23 protein-coding genes are annotated in these 18,390 nt (G+C 34.0%); 7 read left to right on the top strand and 16 right to left on the bottom strand.

Translation table 11 applies throughout. The features are described from left to right. Positions 1-15 precede the first annotated feature (15 nt). A complete protein-coding gene (locus ACYP5M_RS06260; protein WP_459734789.1) occupies positions 16-945 on the top strand; it encodes an NmrA/HSCARG family protein in 930 nt (309 codons plus the stop codon). Between the two features lie 192 nt (positions 946-1,137). Here the strand turns inward: ACYP5M_RS06260 and ACYP5M_RS06265 are convergent, their stop codons facing one another. The 3 genes from ACYP5M_RS06265 to ACYP5M_RS06275 form a co-directional block, all read right to left on the bottom strand. Beyond that, a complete protein-coding gene (locus ACYP5M_RS06265) occupies positions 1,138-1,413 on the bottom strand; it encodes a hypothetical protein (protein ID WP_459734790.1) in 276 nt (91 codons plus the stop codon). A gap of 377 nt (positions 1,414-1,790) precedes the next feature. After that, positions 1,791-2,183 carry a hypothetical protein gene (locus ACYP5M_RS06270; RefSeq protein ID WP_144481193.1) on the bottom strand — a complete coding sequence of 131 codons (393 nt, stop codon included), beginning with the start codon at positions 2,181-2,183 and terminating at the stop codon, positions 1,791-1,793. Beyond that, a complete protein-coding gene (locus ACYP5M_RS06275; RefSeq protein WP_377378933.1) occupies positions 2,173-2,673 on the bottom strand; it encodes a helix-turn-helix transcriptional regulator in 501 nt (166 codons plus the stop codon). Before ACYP5M_RS06275 ends, ACYP5M_RS06270 begins: the two co-directional genes overlap by 11 nt. A gap of 163 nt (positions 2,674-2,836) precedes the next feature. Here ACYP5M_RS06275 and ACYP5M_RS06280 point away from each other — a divergent pair, with 163 nt between their 5' ends. Further along, on the top strand, positions 2,837-3,034 hold the full coding sequence (locus tag ACYP5M_RS06280; RefSeq protein WP_056527760.1) for an IDEAL domain-containing protein: 198 nt from the start codon (positions 2,837-2,839) through the stop codon (positions 3,032-3,034). A gap of 239 nt (positions 3,035-3,273) precedes the next feature. Here the strand turns inward: ACYP5M_RS06280 and ACYP5M_RS06285 are convergent, their stop codons facing one another. Beyond that, positions 3,274-4,317 (bottom strand): serine hydrolase domain-containing protein, encoded by a 1,044-nt coding sequence (locus ACYP5M_RS06285; RefSeq protein ID WP_459734791.1) that lies wholly within the window; start codon positions 4,315-4,317, stop codon positions 3,274-3,276. Positions 4,318-4,672: 355 nt separating this feature from the next. On the opposite strand from ACYP5M_RS06285, the gene ACYP5M_RS06290 reads away from it, so the two are divergent. Further along, positions 4,673-5,164: an RNA polymerase sigma factor gene (locus ACYP5M_RS06290; protein ID WP_452445273.1), complete on the top strand. Its 492-nt coding sequence runs from the start codon at positions 4,673-4,675 to the stop codon at positions 5,162-5,164. Further along, entirely contained in the window at positions 5,164-6,075 is a 912-nt protein-coding gene (locus ACYP5M_RS06295) for a sigma factor regulator N-terminal domain-containing protein (RefSeq protein ID WP_452445274.1), read from the top strand. Before ACYP5M_RS06290 ends, ACYP5M_RS06295 begins: the two co-directional genes overlap by 1 nt. 304 nt (positions 6,076-6,379) lie before the next feature. Here the strand turns inward: ACYP5M_RS06295 and ACYP5M_RS06300 are convergent, their stop codons facing one another. From ACYP5M_RS06300 to ACYP5M_RS06320, 5 genes are all read right to left on the bottom strand, one after another. Further along, positions 6,380-6,874: a DinB family protein gene (locus ACYP5M_RS06300; protein ID WP_434167201.1), complete on the bottom strand. Its 495-nt coding sequence runs from the start codon at positions 6,872-6,874 to the stop codon at positions 6,380-6,382. Between the two features lie 248 nt (positions 6,875-7,122). Beyond that, positions 7,123-7,743, bottom strand: a complete 621-nt coding sequence (locus ACYP5M_RS06305; protein ID WP_241637999.1) for a DUF421 domain-containing protein — start codon at positions 7,741-7,743, stop codon at positions 7,123-7,125. A gap of 571 nt (positions 7,744-8,314) precedes the next feature. Further along, positions 8,315-8,599, bottom strand: a complete 285-nt coding sequence (locus tag ACYP5M_RS06310) for a hypothetical protein (protein ID WP_452445275.1) — start codon at positions 8,597-8,599, stop codon at positions 8,315-8,317. 136 nt (positions 8,600-8,735) lie between these two features. Beyond that, on the bottom strand, positions 8,736-9,308 hold the full coding sequence (locus ACYP5M_RS06315) for a hypothetical protein (RefSeq protein WP_434167203.1): 573 nt from the start codon (positions 9,306-9,308) through the stop codon (positions 8,736-8,738). A gap of 353 nt (positions 9,309-9,661) precedes the next feature. Further along, the gene (locus tag ACYP5M_RS06320; protein ID WP_260358072.1) at positions 9,662-10,009 is read right to left on the bottom strand and encodes a VOC family protein; all 348 of its coding nucleotides are present in this window, start codon (positions 10,007-10,009) and stop codon (positions 9,662-9,664) included. Positions 10,010-10,366: 357 nt separating this feature from the next. Between ACYP5M_RS06320 and ACYP5M_RS06325 the strand changes: the two genes are divergently transcribed. Both ACYP5M_RS06325 and ACYP5M_RS06330 read left to right on the top strand, forming a co-directional pair. After that, on the top strand, positions 10,367-10,783 hold the full coding sequence (locus ACYP5M_RS06325; protein ID WP_459734792.1) for a helix-turn-helix domain-containing protein: 417 nt from the start codon (positions 10,367-10,369) through the stop codon (positions 10,781-10,783). Beyond that, a complete protein-coding gene (locus ACYP5M_RS06330; RefSeq protein ID WP_214795833.1) occupies positions 10,780-10,929 on the top strand; it encodes a hypothetical protein in 150 nt (49 codons plus the stop codon). The genes ACYP5M_RS06325 and ACYP5M_RS06330 overlap by 4 nt, the downstream gene beginning before the upstream one ends. 252 nt (positions 10,930-11,181) lie before the next feature. Here ACYP5M_RS06330 and ACYP5M_RS06335 read toward each other — a convergent pair whose 3' ends face one another. From ACYP5M_RS06335 to ACYP5M_RS06355, 5 genes are all read right to left on the bottom strand, one after another. Next, a complete protein-coding gene (locus ACYP5M_RS06335; protein ID WP_459734793.1) occupies positions 11,182-12,717 on the bottom strand; it encodes an APC family permease in 1,536 nt (511 codons plus the stop codon). A gap of 535 nt (positions 12,718-13,252) precedes the next feature. Next, entirely contained in the window at positions 13,253-13,513 is a 261-nt protein-coding gene (locus tag ACYP5M_RS06340; protein ID WP_452445277.1) for a hypothetical protein, read from the bottom strand. Positions 13,514-13,770: 257 nt separating this feature from the next. Beyond that, positions 13,771-13,992 carry a hypothetical protein gene (locus ACYP5M_RS06345; RefSeq protein WP_260358058.1) on the bottom strand — a complete coding sequence of 74 codons (222 nt, stop codon included), beginning with the start codon at positions 13,990-13,992 and terminating at the stop codon, positions 13,771-13,773. 163 nt (positions 13,993-14,155) lie between these two features. Beyond that, positions 14,156-14,575: a VOC family protein gene (locus ACYP5M_RS06350; RefSeq protein WP_452445278.1), complete on the bottom strand. Its 420-nt coding sequence runs from the start codon at positions 14,573-14,575 to the stop codon at positions 14,156-14,158. Between the two features lie 236 nt (positions 14,576-14,811). Next, positions 14,812-15,378 carry a sugar O-acetyltransferase gene (locus ACYP5M_RS06355; RefSeq protein ID WP_459734794.1) on the bottom strand — a complete coding sequence of 189 codons (567 nt, stop codon included), beginning with the start codon at positions 15,376-15,378 and terminating at the stop codon, positions 14,812-14,814. Between the two features lie 356 nt (positions 15,379-15,734). Here ACYP5M_RS06355 and ACYP5M_RS06360 point away from each other — a divergent pair, with 356 nt between their 5' ends. Then, positions 15,735-16,352: a cell wall hydrolase gene (locus tag ACYP5M_RS06360; RefSeq protein ID WP_452445280.1), complete on the top strand. Its 618-nt coding sequence runs from the start codon at positions 15,735-15,737 to the stop codon at positions 16,350-16,352. A 269-nt stretch (positions 16,353-16,621) separates the two neighbouring features. Here the strand turns inward: ACYP5M_RS06360 and ACYP5M_RS06365 are convergent, their stop codons facing one another. Together ACYP5M_RS06365 and ACYP5M_RS06370 are read right to left on the bottom strand one after the other, a co-directional pair. After that, positions 16,622-17,368: a polysaccharide deacetylase family protein gene (locus tag ACYP5M_RS06365; protein WP_452445281.1), complete on the bottom strand. Its 747-nt coding sequence runs from the start codon at positions 17,366-17,368 to the stop codon at positions 16,622-16,624. Positions 17,369-17,599: 231 nt separating this feature from the next. After that, on the bottom strand, positions 17,600-18,085 hold the full coding sequence (locus ACYP5M_RS06370) for an HIT family protein (RefSeq protein WP_134783723.1): 486 nt from the start codon (positions 18,083-18,085) through the stop codon (positions 17,600-17,602). Between the last annotated feature and the right edge of the window lie 305 nt (positions 18,086-18,390).

An 18,390-nucleotide genomic window follows, 5' to 3' on the forward strand; every position in this document is an offset into this window, starting at 1 on the left:
AAAGGTGATATCAACATGAATCTGAACAATCAAAAATTAATTTTAGTTACGGGTGCTACTGGCTTACAAGGAGGGGCTGTTGCAAATGAAGCATTAAAACAAGGATTTAAAGTTCGTATTTTAGTGAGAGATGAAAATTCTTCTAAAGCCCAGGCACTTATTCAAAAAGGGGCAGAAGCTGTTGTAGGTAACTTCGATGACCCATCCTCTTTGGAAAATGCAATGAAACATGTCGATGCTGTTTTTTCTGTGCCAATTTCTGGAGTCGATACCGTTGAAACGGATAGAGAGAGAAAACAGGCTTTTGCATTAATTCAAAGTGCAAGTAAAAGTGGCGTAAAACAATTTGTGCATACTTCTGTTGCAGCTACAAGCAGATATTCTGAATTCCCAGAATGGGGAACAGGTTATTGGTTTGAAAAATATTGGACAGATAAGTGGGATATAGAGGAAGCTGTTCGTTCAGCAGGCTTTTCTTCATGGACGATCGTGAAACCAGCAGCTGTTATGAATAATTTCATTGATGAAGTGAAAGTGGCGTCCATGTATCCTCTTTTAAAACAAGGGGAAATACAAACTGTGACGTTTGCGGATACACGTATAGATCACATTGCAGTTGAAGATATCGCTGCTTTTGTTTGTGCAGCCTTCGCAAATCCTGAAAAATTCAATGAACATAATATTGAGTTAGCTGCCGAATCGCTGTCATATAATAAAATTGCCGAGATCATCTCGGAGGTAACAGGAAAAGAGATTAAAATCTCAACACTTAGTATTGAAGAAGCATTAGAGCAAGGAACTCATCCATTATCTGTACGAGGTCAGCAATGGGATAACGTAGCTGGTTATAATGTAGATATTGATTTATTAAAAACTTACAATATCAAATTAACTTCATTTAAAGAGTTTGTAGAAAAACATAAAGACCAGTTTAAAATAGATTAACCGCCAGTTAGATGAAAAAAGCAGCCGATCACAATGATCGGCTGCTTTCATAATTGTAACGAGTTAAGGTTTTTCTTCTTTTTTAACAAGCACTTTTTTTATTATTACTTTTCAACTAACCTGCCCCGATAGTTCCATAAGAAAAAGCTGCCTTAAAGACAGCTCTGATCTTCAGCTAACGCACCCGTTAATCTACCCATTTATGAATTTCCCTAATGAATAAACCAATAAAATTAATAATTGATAAAGAGTAAAGGGGATTAATGAAATGAGTGGGATGTACTTTATCTTATTTTTTTCTTTCCTTTTTACAGCTATAATCGTACAAACAATAGAAACACCATACAGGCTCAAACTACTAATTAGTAATATATCACTAAACTTGATTATTTCAATTGCAGCAAATAAAAGTAATGGAGCTATAACTCCAACCATTGCTGACGTAAAACTAAACATATTTTTCTTCATTTCAATTTCCATCCTCAATTCATTTGATAATGGTGGTGGAAGCCCCACATCTTGAACTATAGCACAAGTTAGTTTGATAAAATTATCTCTGTTAATCACTCTTTTTTTCAATAATAGATTTGTTTAATCCTTCTTGTCTTTTCGAACTAACCTGCCCCAAGTTCCATAAGAAAAACGGTTAAACTTTTTTCAAATCGGTACGACTTTATTGTAAATTAAACACTTATAAGAATAAAGAAAGCCTACGATCCTTGCTATTTAAGGAAGTAGGCTTTTATTACTTTTTCTTTTTATGTAGGCTATGTTAATGAATATTGTTGATATTTATTAAAGAAATGAGTAACTTCTAATTCAAGAAGTTACTCTTCTTAATCAAATTAATCTTTAACTTTATTTTTGTTTCTATTTGCTAACTTCATAGCGAAGAACTGAGGAATCAAATTCAAAAAACTAACCAAGATTAATAATTGATATGGAGTTAGTGGCTTAAAATAGCCACCCCATCGTTCGTTCCCTGTCATCTCGCTTATGAAATAAAATGAAATTATTACAGATAATATATTACCAATAATAAGAGAGATTGAATTATTAAAGAGTTTGCCGAAGAAAGCAAGAAGTGAAGTCACTACAATCATAATTAAATAGCCAAGCATTGAACGGTTAGCAAAATCTTGGTGCATTGAAAAATAAACAAAAGGAAAACAGTATAAACAGACTATTAGAATACCAATTACTATTTTTCTTAGAACAAGCAAAATCTTATTCTTCATATATCCCCATCCCTATACCTTTGTCTATCTCGATAGTCCCCACCTCCTGTAATTCATTTAAACGACTTAAACTCTCTTCTTTATCAAAAGAACTATGCCAACGATAATCATATTGATCCAATATACGGTAATGGTTACTAATCAAATTTTGTTGCAAACGAAAATCCCCTCTATACTCGATTTCTTTCCACCATATCTTACCACCCATTGTTTTTTCTTTAGGCGTACCACCATTTTTGCTAGCAATTAACTGAACAAAATCAACTGGATTGTCACCAATTGATGATATCAACAATTGGCTATGATTAAACAAAGCACAAAATGCAACAACGGTGGTCCAATTGGCTTCTGTTCTTCTTTTTTCAATTTGAACTAGTGTTTTTTTTGAAATCCCTAGAATTTCAGACATCTTATCTTGAGAAAAACTTTGTTCTGTTCGGACAAGTTTCATTTTTTCTGATATTAAATTGATGAATTCTTCTTTTTCCATATATACTAAATACTCCTTTTTAGTGTAATTTCACACTAATAGTATTATTTTTCAACAAAAATAAACTCATTGGCTATAGATACTATGGAACTACTAAGTGTAATATTTGAATAGTCTGAAAACTGTTGGTATAATAGAAAAAAGGTCAAGGAGTTGGTTTCCTATGGAAAAGAATTTGGCTAATACACCACCACAACCTGAAATAAACGTCAAGGATTCTGAATTTGCTGAAATGGTGATAAACAAAGCCCTTCTTAATTTCCGAAAAGAGCAAATCCGAAAAGAGATTGACCAGTCATTACAGGATAAAAACAAAGAAGAATTCCTACGATTAACAGAGGAATTGAAAAACATTTCTTAAAATGTTGTTTATAAAATGAACTTAACATATTTGTAACTTTAAGAAGTACGCCAAAACGCCAATCCCATATCTATAAGGGATTGGCGTTTATTTGATCTTTATCGATTAAGCACGATATTATAAATAAGTTATTATTTGTTCCAAAACTCGTGATTTAGTATACAGTTTTTATTAAATAGTTTGATTATTTTTAGTGATCCTTAATGAACTAACGCACCCGTTAGTTTAAGTACATTTCTTCACAATCCAGAAGTGTAGGAATCATATATTTCACCAATGATCCCTTCCAATTGATGGACACCTAAATTTGTATTTGTCATTATGACTAATCCTTTTTCTAAATAGGGATATGCAACCATCATACATTGAAAGCCTACTCCCCAACCAAGCGCTGAAATTTCTAGTTCTCCTTTTGAGTCATCTAAAAACCCCCCTAGTCCAGTCCACTCTTTACAACCTTGGGAGGTTATCAGTTCTTTTGCTTTACTTACAGAAAGTCCAATTTTACTTTTACCTTTTAAAGAATTAATTAATTCAATAACCAAAATGGATAAATCTGAAGGTGTTGTCCATAGCCCTGACGCAGCTTGATAGGGATATATAGCATATTTTCCATCAACTAATTCTCCAGTTTTTTTATGACCACAAGAAAAGTTATCACTTTTCTCTTCTGAAATGGTCATTGCTAATGAACTGTTGTGCATTTTTAATGGTTGAAATATTAGTTCGGCCATTATTTCTTCGAAACGTTTACCAGTCACATCTTCTAAAAGTAGTTGTATTATACAATAGCCTGCATCTGAATATTGAAAGTCGCTCTGAGGTTCATAGTTCACTTGAATAGGCACTTTACAATAGGGTGTGTGTCCCTTTAAGAGGTCAACAATTGAGGAAATACCGTCATTCGAATTAAGTTCCATAAAACTATCTTCTGGGTCTATAATTCCAGATTGATGACTAAGCAAGCTTCTTAATGTGACATATTGGTTTTCAGTAAATTTATTATCAGGAACTTTCCACGAGGTTAGCTTTTTGTTTATATCCTCATCTAAATCAACAAGACCTTGTTCAGTTAGTAGCAAAACAAGCATCCCGGTTAAGAACTTACTAATCGAACAAGCACTAAAAATAGAATTACTATTTACAATTTTAGTCGTTCCTGCCTCAAGTAAACCATAGTGTTCTGCCATACTAATTTGAGCTTTATTAATTACTGCAATGCTCAATCCATTTACATTATGAAAATCCATACGCTCTTTAATGCTTATATTAGTAATTCCCATCTAACCCCTCCGTTTTTATAACATTATTTTACCATTAGTGGGGATATACGGTGTGTTTTATTTCCTATGCTTGTGCAGCTAACCTGCCCCTTTAGTTCCATAAGAAAAGAGCTGTCTAAAAGACAGCTCCGATTTTCAGCTAACGCACTGATTAAGGTTTTACGACAGATTATAGTAATTTAAATCTTTCCAACCTTCAAAAGTATTTCTTGTGTGTGATAATAAGATATTTAATTTCGGAAAGCGAATCGTATAACATAGCCCCCGTTAATAAATCAAAACTTTTTATTTAATTCATTTAAGTGTATACATTTATTACTATTTATTCGTTGTATAAGTATAGGGAGGAAAAATGATGAAAAAAGAAAATGTACTAGCCTCCTATCTTATCAATTTAGGCGAGGAAGTGTTCAATCTATTACTAGCGAAAGGAGCACAAAAAGAAGATGCGGAAGATATAATTCAAAATACTTTTTACAAAGTGTACACACTGTTAGATGATCTAACTGAGAGCAATATGCGTCCGTGGTTTTTTAGAGTAGCACTCAATGAATATATTGACTTGAAAAGAAAAAAGGAACAGCAGAACATCTTCATAACCGAAGAAATTTATTCGAAGCTACAATATACAGACCGCGAATTTGATGCCATTTTAAATAAGGATGAGATTTTCTATTTATTAAAAGACGTCAAAAAAGAATACAAAGAAGCTTTCTTTTTAAAGTATTACTATGATTTTTCATATGAAGAAATTGCGACTATTTTGGACATTAAAGTAAACAGTGTAAAGCAAACATTACATCGTGCACGTAAATTTATTCACTCAAAAATAGGAGGAAAACATTAATGGACACTTCGTTAAAAGATGCTTTAAAAAAAGCTAAACGAAAACAATTACTAAAAATCGTCATTACTTCAATTATCGTTGTACTTATTCTATTACCGATCCTTTATAAAACTGGCAATTACTTTGCAGCGAAAAGTTCTACAAGACTTCACGATCAGCTCTTTTTACATAATGCAATTGCCGAACCTAATATTCAAATCGATTCTCAAGTTACGAGTAATTCCTCCATGTTTGGTGGCAACATTGTGACGAATCGTTCTAAAAATATTAATGGCTACTTAGTACAATGGAGCACACTTACAAGTTCATATGATTGGCTTCGATCCCAAATTGATTACAATGAGTTAGTACCGGGATTTTATTGGTCTGATACGGAATTTTATGAGTATGATAAACAAACTAAGAATAAAGTGGCGACTTTTTATCATCCTTCAATTCAAAAGTACCATGATGGTGTACAAAATGAACTTGGGGAAATTTCACAAATGGAAAACCAGGTTGCGGAAGTTGCGGTTTCTTTCGATCAGCCTTATACATTTCAAGAAATTCAAGCAAAAATCCCCGATAATTTAAACATCGTATGGTTGTATATGACATCACCAATTGTTGATGAAAGTAAAGGACCTGCTGGTATAGAGGTTTATGGATTTAATCCATCTGATTCACCTAAAGAGGCATATAAAAGCTTTATTGAAGCACTTGAAAAATATGATGCAAATGGCTTTAACGAAACAATCCAAGAGTTTTTAAATTCTAATAAAAATAAAAAGTTTGATGAAGTAAAAATATTAGGGATAATGCTGACTGGTCAAACCCAAAATTTTAAAGCATTAGAAAATCAAGATTTTATTCGTGGTTCTTCTGTAGGTGCAACTGCACAAATCGTCCCTTATATTAAACCTGAGAAATAATAAGCAAGAGACCAGATGAACATTTGGTCTCACTTTTTTGTTAATCTGCCCTTTAGTTCATTAAATTATTTCATTGACCTTGCAACTTCCAACATTTTATTCCTTGATACCCGTGAGCTCTCCATTTCTACATAAGTTCCTTCTTGTATCCAACGAAGTAAACCACCAGTAATAAGTTCTCCCTCTTTATCTAACTCACCACTATTACCCCATTCTACAAAAAAGGCATTATGCCCCTGCCTTAAAGACAGCTCCGATCTTCAGCTAACCCACCCGTTAGTTCAAGTAGGCACTAGTGCAACTTTTATTTATCTACTCCTGCATCTATTTCCCAGCTATTTTGCAACTTCCGGATATAAATGATCTGACCAATGTGATATGCGTTATGAGTTGACACATTTCCGAGTATTGCCCACCATTTCACGTGTCCAGGATAACCATTAACTTCTCTCTCAACTTTTTCTTCAGATAATAACTCTTGCCAACGTAAAAGCACCTCTAATAGTTGTTTTTTTAAGTCAGCAAAAGTATGATTTTCAGGAATAATAAAGCTGTTATTATTATTTCCTATTGAAGGCACAGCATCAACGTGAGATTTTTGGTACCTTGTTTGCCATGTTTGATTCCAATATAGTAGATGCTGCACAATTTCAGCAATACTATTACTTTCTTCGTTTGGCTTCCAAAATGCATGTTCCTCAGACAATCTTTCTACTGAATCTGAAAATGGTAGGTACCAACTTGGGTCATTAGCATTTGCCAACAACTGATCCGATAAAACATCTTTTGCATGAACCATAACAAACCCTCCTAATTTTTATATACTGTTTTTTCTAAATCTTTAAACAATATCATCTTATTATATTCTACATAGTATATTGATTGTCCTGTTCTTATTAAGCTAACCTGCCCCTTTAGTTCCATAAGAAAAAGAGCCACCAATTGGCAGCTCCGGATCTCAACTAACGCACCCGTTAGTTGAAGAACATTGCTTATGTATTGTGTATTATCTTTGTACTAAAGAAAAAAACAGCTTATTTAATGTCTCTAAGATTTATAGTCCACTATGTCTCCCTCGTCATAAGCTTCTTTAAATAATGGTGGCGTTTTCGCTTCAGATTGATTTTGTGATGAGGAACGAATACCATTTTCAGCTAAGATATCTAAAATTTTTTGAATATCTTCTTTGGTTGCGGGTGCTTTGTTTGGCTTTAGGCTAGTCGCTATTTTACCATTGGACTCTAATATCGCCAATTCAACATCTTCGACATTTCCTATATTTTTTTGGCGAAGTGCACTTTGTATCTCATCTGTCGTTAATCTGGCTTTTTTTAGCTCTTCTAACTTCACCTTTCCATCTTTAATTAGTATTGATGGTACTCCATTAATAAACTTTCTGGATTTTGGAAACCATATTTGTATTTTTGCTAATAATACAATTCCTATAATGAGCAAAGTTCCAGCATATACTGCTTGCCATTCCTCTTTCAATGCTAAAGGTTGGATTAGTACAGCACCAATCGAAATCCTTAACACAGCTTCCGAAACTGTTGTTTCTGCAAGTGATCTCTTTCCTGCGATACGCAGAAGAATAATTGCAGTACAAAAAATTAACAATGCCTTTAATACATAAGGTAAGGTAGATATGTCTTCTAAAAAATCCATCATTTTTCTCATTCCTTAAACATTTTTTGTTAGTATTTGTTGACTCTATACCAAATATGTAGATAGTTTTTGGAAACTAGGTAATAACAAAAATTCAGGTGTTTTTTAGAATGTAAAATAAAGGATAAATAACTAATTCTCCACTTCAACTAAACTGCCCCGATAGTTGCATAAAGAAAAAGCTGCCTTAAAGACAGCTCTGATCTTCAGCTAACGCACCCGTTAGTTTAAGTACACTCCTTCACAATCTTGCCATCCTGCTACTTTAACTTAACAATTAAAACAAACTACAATACAAATATCATTGAAGCCAAAACTAAAAATGGAAATAAAACAATTAGCAATATTGATACTCCTGTCTTCCAATTTTTCTTTATTTGAAGTAATTCCTTCTTAGCCTTCTCCTTATTTTTAAGCGACCATATAATAATTCCGACCCAATAAATTGCTAAAAATATATAACTTGAAGTATCCATAAAACCACCTTTTATAACAATTTTCTGTAATCACTGTTTAACTATCATTCTTTTTTGCCCCGTTTTTTCAATATGAAAGGATCGCACCCTATAGATAATTAACGAAGTGAATTAGTGGTCTTTTTTTTAAATCCTTTAATTGTTGTATAAATAGGGTATAACAATAACAAACCTCCAAATAGCAATATCCCATATTTTTCATTAGGAAGATATTTATCTAATAAATTATTCAAAAATAGATCTCCTGTTATGATGAAGATTAGACCTGATGTGAAAAATATTAAAAACGTTTTGAAAAAACTTTTCTTTTTAAATTTCTTGTCCCTAAAACCATAAATTAAGCCTAAAACCACAGACAAAACAAGTAAATCAGTGATATTCATACATCTTAACCTTCTTTTTTATTCTCAGCATAAGCGAAAAAAATACTATTTCATATATAAAAATATTCCCACCTTATAGAACTAACCTGCCCCGATAGTTCCATAAGAAAAAGCTGCCTTAAAGACAGCTCCGGGCTTACTGTCGTATAAATAAACCATTTCGTTCAATAATCTCTCGGCATTTATCAAACCCTTCCATTTTCTTACTATACACAGGAAAACATAGCTCATAATTTCCGATAATAACTGTTTCAAGTGAAGGAAAGAAAAAATTTGAAAAATACAATTCTTCAACTGAAAGGTTAACCAGAAACTGAAGTGCCTCTTCATCACCAATTTTGTATATGCCCTCTTTGATAGCGAACATCTTTCTAAAAACACTCGCCTCCACACGATTTAAGAAGCCTAGAATGAATTTGACTTGCTCTTTGCTTATTCCATTTTTATTGATATGAACAAATACTTCGCCATCTGTATGATAAATTTGGGTAATTGCACTTAAAAATCTGGAACCATACTTTAAATTATGCTCGTGATGACTGCTTAGTAAATCTCGTGCCTCTTGTTCAGTAAGAACTCGATTATATACATCCATAATACCAATAATAGGAAACACCTTTCTTGGCTCCTTCAAAAGATGGGTGTTGAATTTTTTAAATTTTGTATATATTTTTTCTATCTCGTTATCAGTAGCTAATTCAATTCTCAAATAGTTCGCCTCACTTTGCCTGGTTGTATCATTTTATCATTTTTGTTATTGAACTAACCTGCCCCGTTAGTGCCATAAGAAAAAGGCTGCCTCAGCAACCTTCCTTATTGAAGTAAGCACCCGTTAGCCATCCATGAATCGCAAAAATCGGCGATCCACCACAAAGAATGAAAATGGTTGGGAAGTGTCCATACTGATACTGACCTTAATCCAGTCAACCTTAATCCATAGACTAATTAACGCTCTCCTCTTTTTTAAACGATTGAGCAGGGTCTTCTTAAGTATTGTCATTTTTCATTATTAAAGAAACTTATTTTCATGGTAGTTCAACAACAAAATTTATTATTATCCTATTACTTCTCCCAAAGCTCTATACGTCTTCCCTCTGGATCTTCAATCCAAATAAACTTTCCAAATTCATTAATCGTCTTTTCCATAACAAGGGGAATACCCATTTTTTCTATATGTTTGATACTGTCATCCAAATTTTCAACTTGAAAGTTTAACATCACTTGTTGTTCTGTTGGAAAATAGCGGTCATTTTCAGAAAAGAAGGAAAAGATAGTTTCATTGCCTGATTGTGGTGTAATAATGGTACCATTCCAATTTTCAATTTCAATTTTTAGGACTTTACTGTACCATTTTTTTATATCCTCTAGATTTTTAGTCCTCCAAAAGATTCCTCCAAAACCCTTTATTATCATAAGAATCTCCTTCCTATCCCATTAGTTATTAATTTAAATTCTAGTTTTGAAAGCGAATTCCTCTTTCACTAACCTGCCAGTTAGAACAATTTAAAAAAGGCTGCTTCGGTTATATGTAATTCCATATAAATGTTATTTTATAGGGGGTTTTATATAGTATTTAATAAGATGTTGATCATTAAAACAAGTAGAAACAAAAGGGATAGAAATCTATCCCTTTTTATTTATGCTGACCTCAAAATGACCTCATTTACCACAACAACTCAAAGAATGTAATTGTAAAATTTTCAATTTTAAATTTTGGCTCTGTTAAAGTAAATTGTTGATTTTTGAGCAAAAAAAAGACCACAATTTTTGTGGTCTTTGCTTTTCCTTATTCAATTAACTCACCCGTTACTTTGTGACCGTATCGCTAAGATTGAGGGCAGTAAGAATGAGTTTAAACGATTCCAAGCCCCAGTATTAACACTGAATAAGGAAGAGGAGGAGGATATCTTTGATAAGCTTATTCATCTGTTTGACGGGGTTGTTGTGGAGGGTGAAATTCAAGAGGTCAAAGAAGAAGAACCAATTGACCAGCTGAAACACTGGATCGCAAACACTGGTGAGCTCCGAGTAAATGAGTTAGCAAGATTGATAGGTTTAGGGAATAATAAGGTTCATGCCATGATGGTGGAATTAGTAAATGAAGGGTATTTGAAGAAGGAAGGCAGAAGTTATGCCATTAACGTGAATGATGAAGAATTGGATAAATGGAGGGAAAAGGAATGATACCTTTTACGACTGCATTGATAATCCCTGTTGTAACCTTCTACGCAATGATCAAAGGAATCGATTATATGTATAGTGAAATGACTGGAAAAGAAAAACCGATTACGTCCATTAACTTTCGCCAATGGAAGGACGGATGGGGATGAATAAAAAATTAGTAAAATGTAAGTCTGCGTTGATAGAATAATTGAACATAAGCAGAAGGGTTCGAGAATCTTTAAAAGATCTCGAACCCTTCTGTTTTAATATGTGAGTGTCCAGTCTAGTTTACGGGATGCGTGAAAAAAAAAACGAGTGAAAATATAATTTCTGGTAATCAAAGTTTAAGAGATTTTTACGAATAAAAAAAGTGAAGAAGGAAAACCCTTTAGAGTGGCTAATATGAGTTAGCAACAAACCTACATTGACATGTCATTGCGCTTGTTTTTATGAGAGATATATTTTTTCGGTATCGCAACATTATACGGCACATTGCTATGTCCGTAGCTACGATGAATCATCATATACAGTAAACCAATACCTACAACTATGACTCCTGAAACGAGCACGATATAGTTATCATACCAAGGTGCATCTGGCGTTCTTGGCCAACACATGTTGATCATTGCGATGATTCCATAGACAAGCGCACCAATATTGACGGGCAGTTCCCACTTGCCCAATTGATACTTACCACTTGGCTTCCATCCTTTTAGTCTAGCTCGAAGTGCAGCAAAGACAACCATTTGGAATCCAAGATAAATGCCAAATGCCGCAAAACTGATTACCTTTGTGAGCGCATCTGTAGACACTTTTGATCCAAGCACAATGAGGGCTGGGACAATTGCGGCAAGAAGCAGCGCATAAGGTGGAATGTGACGAGCAGCCGAAAATTTCTTTAACAATCGGCTTCCTACAATCATGTCATCACGGCCATACGAATAGGCAAGTCTGCTTGCTGCCGCTTGTAAACTCATTACACATGAAAGGAAAGAAATCAACACAATACCCAGTACAATCTTCGCGCCAACAGCACCAAATGCATCGTTTAGTAAGGTATCAACAGGCGTTACGTCCTTACCAGCGATAACTGCTGGGATATCAGCAACTGATAGTACTAAAGCAAGGCAAACAAAAGTTGCTGCAGCACCGCCAATGTAAATGGTCCGACGCATTGCCTTTGGGATAAGAACACCTGGATTCGGTACTTCTTCAGCAACATCACCACAGGCTTCGAACCCATAATATTGAAAAATTCCAATTAATCCAGCTGCTGCAAATGCATACATGTAGCTATGACTACCTTGAGCACCAAAAGAATCAAAGAGCACATCAAGACCGTGCACCCTTTGTGTGATAAGCAACCAAAATCCAACTACAAGCGCACCGATAAGTTCAGCAGCAAAACCAATAACTGCTGCAGCCGCGAGAACCTTTGTGCCAAGAAAATTGATGATAGTCGATAGTGCAAGAAGGACTACTGCACAAAGAATCGCAGAGTCCACCGATACTTCAAAACCCAAAACTTGTGCTAGATAAGGTCCAGCTCCGTACGCGACACTGGCAATCGTCACAAGCAAGGCCATTAAGTAAACCCAGCCAGTCATCCACGCCCACTTGCGCCCCCATAGTCTTCGTGCCCAAGGATAAACTCCTCCTGCAACAGGGTATTGCGCAACAATCTCACTGAAGACAAGTGCGACTAGTAATTGTCCGAGTCCAACGATGAAAAAACTCCAAATCATGGGTGGGCCACCTTGCGCAAGTGCGTATGCAAATAGTGAGTACACACCTACTACAGGTGAAAGATAAGTGAACCCTAGCGAAAAGTTTGCCCACGGACTCATGTCGCGGCGAAATTCAGATTCATATCCAAGCGATGCCAGTTGTGCAGCATCACTATCATAATGTTCTGACGGAGAACCTCCAATATTTTTATTCAGATTTTCTTGCATATTTGAGCCTCCTTAAAATGGTAGATATATTCTTATATGCAATTGTTGCGCCAATATAAAAAAATAATATAAATATTCAGTTAATTACACTTTGATAGAGGTAAATTTTACAATCAAATTTCAATTTTGATATTTTGTATTCAACTCTGAAATAATTTTAAGATGGGGGATAGGGATTTTATGCCAAATAACTTCCATCTGTTATTACTTTTTAATCATTAATGCATAATTTATTCATAACTTCATAGGAACGTGGAATTGTTGGGCAGAACCCTAGCTTTTTAGTAAGTAGTTCAGATAACGTGAAGAAAAAGCCAAATAACAAAGTAAATAACATACGAATTGGCAAGTTAAATAGCAGATTAAATAACAATATAATTAGCATAAAAAACACTTGAGTACCCAAGTGTTTTTGGTCTTTAATGTGTAATTCTTGTTCAACTAACGCACCCGTTTGTTGAGGAGGAACTTCTAACTTTTAGTACCTTTTTCTAATTCTTCACGTTTTTTTATCTCTTCTGTTTGGTCTAAGATATTAATATTCACTTTTCTTAGCTCGTGACAATAAAGGTCTCTCCCACCATGATTCAGGGAGTTTTTTTATTACTTTCACAAAAACATCTACTGTATAATTTTCTTCAATCGTAGTAGGATAGTGTACAATATCAACTACTTCGCACAATTTTGAACCTAGCTCAACTTTTTCACCAATTCGCACATATAGATTGTTATAAGAATAACTATTTATATTTTCTTTAATTTCTCCTAATTCACCTTCAATATATTTAACTAACATTTTATAGCCCCCTTCTCTTTTTACTCATCTTATTTTCAGTATTGATTTTCCTCTTCTAAAGCCACTTTCCTTCACACCTTTTTTGAAAATTACTCCATTTATTCTAAAATAAACTTATCTTTCTATTGAATTATTCTGCTCCGTTAGTTCCATAAGAAAAAGAGCTGCGGAAGCAACTCCCCTATTGAAGTAAAGCACCCATTAGTTCGATTCACTTATTTCTAGTATATTCTGGAGTATCACAGAGTGGACATTCCTCATATTGCTTTTCCTTTGCTAGAAATAAAGTAAATCCCAAGAATAAAAGTAATTATTAAAATGACACAAATTAACCAATACATCAAAGGATATTGATATAGTACTGTTGAATTCATATCGGTTGTTGTTATTTTATTCTCAACAGGATCATAAAGCATGTCCACAATTAAGTATGTTAGTAAAGATGAAAGAGTAAGAAATATTCCTATCGCACGTTTCATCATTTTCACCTCCTAAAACCGTTAAACTGTATACAGTTTAACGTAAAAACAAAATCCTTCTTCAACTAAACTGCCCCTTTAGTTCAATAAGAAAAAGCTGCCTAAAAGACAGCTCTGATCATCAGCTAACGCACCTGTTAGTTCAACAAGAAAAAAGTCTTTTCTATTGTGAGATAAGGTATTTTTCTTTGAAAATTGGACTCAATTCACTCCATACATCAAATTTATTACCATCTAAATCAAAGAAAACAAAATTCCTTCCAGAATGTCCTCTATTTTCAATTGCCCCAATTCTAATCTGTTTATCGATAAAATCTCTATGTATAGCTTCTAAAGCATTTAATCCATTAACTTCAAATGTTATAGAAAAACGCTCAACACCGTAAATATCATAGAAATTTGAGCTTTGATTTTCTTTAGATTTAACAAGGAAAATACTTTGGTTCGCAAAATTAAGAATTGCTTTGTCTTCGTCTTTATAGCTTAACTCTGCCCCCAATTTGTTTACATACCATTTAGAAGAAAGTTCTACATTTGAAACTGGGATATAAGTAGTTCCTACCCTTAATAATTTTTTATTCACCCTGTTCGCCTCCTTTAATTACTTGAATAAACTCATTCTCCACTTATATATCTTCCCCCTTTTAATTATCCATAATTACCCTTTTGCAATTTCAACTATCTTGCCCCGTTAGTTCCATAAGAAAAAGAGCTGCCAAAGCAACCTAAAGTTAATTTTAAAAAGTGAAGGCATTGATTCAGCAGGAAGGATTTATGGCCTTTTTCTGTGGAACTTACTATGATTGTGAAATAATCTACTTAAAGTAACGGATGCATTAGTTTATTAAGGAACATAAAAAGGAGTATCTTTGCTGGGTTTCCAGCCACTATTGTATTGGCAGGAACATCTTTTGTAACAAAAGAACCAGCAGCAACAATTGAATTATCTCCAATAGTGACTCCAGCCAGAATTATGCAACTTCCACCAATCCATACACCGTTTCCAATTATAATTGGTATTCCATATCCACTCTTGTTCCTATCCTTGGGTTCGATTGAATGACCAGCCGTATATATACCTACATTGGGACCTATCATACAGTTGTCACCAACCCTAACTTCTGCCATATCTAAAATAGTGCAGTTATAGCCAGCATAGAAATTATCGCCAACGTGGATATTGTAGCCCAAGTCGTAATGGAAATTGTGTTCAATACTAGGATCAACACCTACAGTACCAAACAAATTCTTTATAATTTCCTCTCTTTTTGAGAAATCTTCTATAGCACTATTGTTAAATTCTTGAACAAGTTTATGAGCACGAATATTTTTTAATTTTAGTTCCTCTGTTCCTCGTTCATAATAGATTTTCTCTTTATCGCTCATACCTAATTTCCTCCTTTCAGTTAGTACAAATGTTACCATAATCTTCAACTAACCTGTCCCGTTAGTGCCATAAGGAGTCTTGACGCATGCCCATCAAGTTAAAATTTCTTTATACCTCAAAACGAAAAAAGCTATCTTCAGCAGCATTTACAGAAAGAATAGCTTATTTTTTCTTTATGGGCATAATCCTTTTTCTTAGCTTGATGGCGATAGGCGGTACCCCAATAAACAGAAAATTCGTCTGAAAATTTCTTCAGTTCTTGGTTTAAAATAGGAATAATGTAAGATAAATCTATTTTTCTTGTATGATAAAGTAGAATAGTAGGAAAATGAATCGAAGGATGTGTTATTATTTGATGTTAAATGTAAAAAAAATGCCGTTTGTTGTTTTTATTTGTTTCATGTTTTTTATACCAAATTCAATCTTTGCTCAAGAAATTTTACACAATGGAAGTCAAGGACAAGCAGTTTATGACTTACAAGAAAATTTAAAGAAAATGGGTTACTTTAACAGTCAACCAACAGGGTATTATGGTTCAATTACTGATCATGCAGTGAAACAACTTCAACTAGATTCTGGAATATTACCAGATGGAGTTTTTGGATTCCAAACACAACAAAAATTAAATAGTATTGAAATGATGGCAAGGGTTGTTTATGGAGAAGCTCGAGGAGAAACTTATGAAGGAAAAGTAGCTGTCGCTGCAGTAATTTTGAACCGAATGTCAACACCAGGTTTTCCTAAAAATACTTACGATGTTATTTTCCAGACAAATGCTTTTACAGCTGTACATGATGGGCAATATTATTTGACCCCAAATAGCTATTCTTATCGAGCTGTTATTGATGCATTACAAGGTTGGGATCCTACTCATGGTTCTGTTTATTATTATAATCCGGTCTCGGCAACAGATGAATGGATTTTCACAAGGGAAACAGTCATTAGAATAGGCAACCACTTATTTGCAAAGTAAAACTAATCTACATACATATTGAGGCATGATATTTTTATAGTTTCGTATTATAAATATCCCATTAACTATGTCGTGGAGTATAGTTGAAAGGTCGGGCAGTATTTGCCCGACCTTTTTGGCGGTACCCTTGGCGGCACCCCCAAAAGAAAAAACTGCCATAAAGACAGCTCCGATCTACAGCTAAAGCACCTGTTTTTCCTTATTTTCCGTACCCATTTACTTATAAACAATATTAAGTACTTTTCCCTTGGTTCCAAAAGAAAAAGCGATTACCTGGTATAGGAACCGCCTTCAACTATCTTTGCAAAGTCATCAAGAGTAGTTGAATACTTGATATAAATTCGTGGTAAAAGATAAAGTTCGTCTTTAATGCCCTTCTCAGAAAATAGTTCAGGAGTTGTCGTAAGTCCAAACAAATAATATTTCTTCGTTTCTTCTACCACTTTGTCATTGAAATTTCCGTATGGATACGCAAGAGCATTAACTGGTTTGCCTGTTATTTTTTGAATTTTTTCTTTGGACCCTTTCAGTTCATATTCATAATTTTTTATTTCCGTCAAATCAGGATGTGTAGCAGTATGAGACTGGATTGAGATTATACCTGAATCAGCCATCATTTTTAAATCCGATTTCGATAATCGGTTTGAACGACCGATAAAGTCAGAGATAACAAAAATGGTACCCCTTGGTTTAAAACGTTCGTTTTCAAGTTTTTGAAAGATAGCAAATGCATTCAGATTGTTTTTGTATCCGTCATCAAAGGTAATGAAAATGGGTTTATTTTCTTTATGAATTTCTTGCCAACGATCAAAAGTTAATAATGTGTAGCCATGGTCTTTTAAATAAATCATTTGTTTCTGGAAATTATCAGGAGTTACATATAGCTCCTTAGAACCCTGCCCAGTAAACTCGTCAATCGAATGATAAATTAAAATTGGTACTTTTCGTTGAGCAAAAACTTGTGATGGAAGAATTAAGATAAGAAGACATAGGAAAAACATTACAACCTTTTTCATAAAATTCCTCGCTTTGCGTCCTTTTTATATCTTTTCAATTTATTGTGCCTCAAAAGCATAGTTCTATTATGATTTCTCCCATATTTGATTCTATCTCCCATTGCAATGATGACTTTGATAATCCCAAATGAAAAACTAATTTCTTAAAACACTAAGGAATCGGACTAACTGCCACATTAGCTCTATAAGAAAAAGAGCTGCCAAAGCAACTGTTAGTGGGACAAGGAAGGATTAAGTGTATAGTTCTTTTTTTAAAGCCTTAATTCCATCAATTACACTTTTTACATTTTCATCATTATTCAATTTGTTTCTTGCATGGAGCAAAACTGGTCTAACAGATTCCACAGATCGTCCAAAATCGTACATCCATTCATATCGAGGAACCATCCAAGTATGAAAATGGTGAGTAGTATCTTCATTATAAAAGTAATAAACATGTTCTATCCCTAATACTTCCCTTTGAGCTTTTCTAATCTTAGATAATAAGTTTATGTAATCAACCTTTTCTAAGTCATTTAATTCGTCAAAGCACTTAATATGGCGTTTAGAGGCTAAAATTACTAAACCTTTAATGGGATATGCAACGTCTTGGTGAGCATGAAAATATTCAGTTTCGACTATTACACCACCATCCGGTTCTATTTCCCCACTTGTTAAAGCACAACTTAAACATTCGACTTCAACTGTTTTTCCATTAGACAAAGTAATTTCCCTCATAATTCCCTCCAAAAACAAAATATTATCTCTCTTAAAAATATAAAAATAAACAAACCCTTGTTGAGCTATCCTGCCCCTTTAGTTCATTAAGGGGTAGAGTCAGGAAAATGCGGATTTACAACGTTAAGGAAGTTTCAATATTAAAAAACCTAATTTCTCAGCATTAAATGAGAACCTGCCCCGATAGTTCCATAAGAAAAGAGCTGCCTTAACGACAACTCAGCTCTGATCTTTAGCTAACGCACCCTTTAGTTTAAGTGAGGAACATCACTAACAGAATATTAATTCATCTTAACAATATTTTT

The organism is Peribacillus sp. N1 (assembly GCF_054600815.1).